The sequence below is a fragment of the Inquilinus limosus MP06 genome (assembly GCF_000767795.1).
GTDB classification, from domain to species: domain Bacteria; phylum Pseudomonadota; class Alphaproteobacteria; order DSM-16000; family Inquilinaceae; genus Inquilinus; species Inquilinus limosus_E.
In genome coordinates this window covers 1-1434 of the sequence record NZ_JANX01000942.1, presented here as the reverse complement: position 1 = coordinate 1434, position 1434 = coordinate 1, and the positions used below count along the sequence as shown (strand labels likewise).

Annotated in this window: 2 protein-coding genes; one reads left to right on the top strand and one right to left on the bottom strand. The window is 74.3% G+C overall.

What is annotated here, in order from left to right:
• Positions 1–93 precede the first annotated feature (93 nt).
• Entirely contained in the window at positions 94–1002 is a 909-nt protein-coding gene (locus tag P409_RS34220; RefSeq protein WP_034849289.1) for a methyltransferase domain-containing protein, read from the bottom strand.
• 84 nt (positions 1003–1086) lie between these two features.
• On the opposite strand from P409_RS34220, the gene P409_RS34215 reads away from it, so the two are divergent.
• The coding region (locus P409_RS34215; protein WP_034849288.1) for an SDR family NAD(P)-dependent oxidoreductase at positions 1087–1434 on the top strand (348 nt) is incomplete at its 3' end.

The following is a 1434-nucleotide window of genomic DNA, read 5'->3' as shown; positions in this document are numbered from 1 at the left end:
GAGGCCGGAATCCGCAAGGGCTACTACAAGGTCGGCGCCGATGCGATCGACGCCATCGTCATGAGACGGGAGCTTACCCCAGGCTGAGGGGCGCTATTGCTTCACCGGCCGCTCGACTGTCCCCAGCGCCTCGGCCAGGGAGCGGGTGGCGCTGCCGCGCGGGCGGGGTCGCTGCTGGCTGTCATGCGGGGCCCAGCCGGCCAGGAACAGCACCTCGAAGCTGGCCGGGATGCGGCCGTCCGGCTCGGCAAAGCGCTCGGCATAGCGGGTAGCGACCGTGGGCCAGAAGGCGCGCGGCGGGATCGCCGGGTTGCGGTTGAGCCCGGCATTGGTCTCGCCCATGCCGCGCAGGTCGGCGATCAGCCGGAAGGCGTTCTCGTAACTGACGATCACCGTCTCCGCATCCGCCACCGGCAGCGCGAAGCCGGCGCGCTGCAGCAGGCCGGCGGCGTCGCGCAGGTCGGCGAAGGGCGACAGGCGCGGGCTGGCGCCGCCCATCAGCTCGGTCTCCGCCTCGACCAGGGCGGTGCGCAGCTCGGCCAGCGTACCGGCGCCCAGCATCGCCGCCAGGAACAGCCCGTCCGGCCGCAGCGCCTGGCGAATCTGCAGCAGCGCGCCCGGCAGGTCGTTGACCCAGTGCAGCGACAGGTTGCTCAGCACCAGGTCCAGCGTGGCCGCGCCGAAGGGCAGCAGCTCCTCGTCGCAGGCCAGGGTCGGTCGGCCGTTCGCCGCGGCGCTGCGGGCCAAGGCGGGGGACAGGTCGGCCTGGACCAGCGTGTCGATCCGGCCGCTGCGCTCCAGCGCCCGGGCCATGGTGCCGTCATGGCAACCGAGGTCCAGCGCCACCGGGAAGCGGCGGGTGACGTCGAGCAGCCGGTCGGCCAGCATCGCCGCCACATGCTCGAACAGGAAGCCGTGCCCGGCCAGGCCTGGCGCCGCGCGGTCGCGCCGCCGGCGCACCAGCGCCCGGTCGAACACCATCATCTCGTCGGACTGCGTCATGGCGGGCACTATAGGGGCTGCGGATGGCCGCCGCACCGCCCTTGGTGGCGCGCGCGGTGGGAGACGACATCGAGGGACAGGATCATGATCGCAGCGGAGCGGCCGGTGGCGCTGGTCACCGGATCGACCTCGGGCATCGGCGCGGCGGTGGCCCGGCGGCTGGCCGCCGAGGGCTGGTCCGTGGCGCTGCATTCCCGCGCCTCGGCCGAGGCCGGAGAGGCCCTGGCGGCGGAGCTGGGCGGCGGCGCCGGCTACACCGCCGCCGACCTGGCGACGGATGACGGGCCGCCGGCCCTGGTGCGGGCGGTGCTGGCCCGGCACGGCCGGATCGACGCCCTGGTCAACAGCGCCGGCATCACCGCCACCGTGCCGCATGGCGACCTGAAGGCGGCGACGCCGGATCTGTGGCGCCGGCTGCACCAGGTCAACGTC

Excerpts from the sequence above, each read along its gene's own strand:
- P409_RS34220 (WP_034849289.1), bottom strand. The coding sequence starts at position 1,002 with ATGACGCAGTCCGACGAGATGATGGTGTTCGACCGGGCGCTGGTGCGC.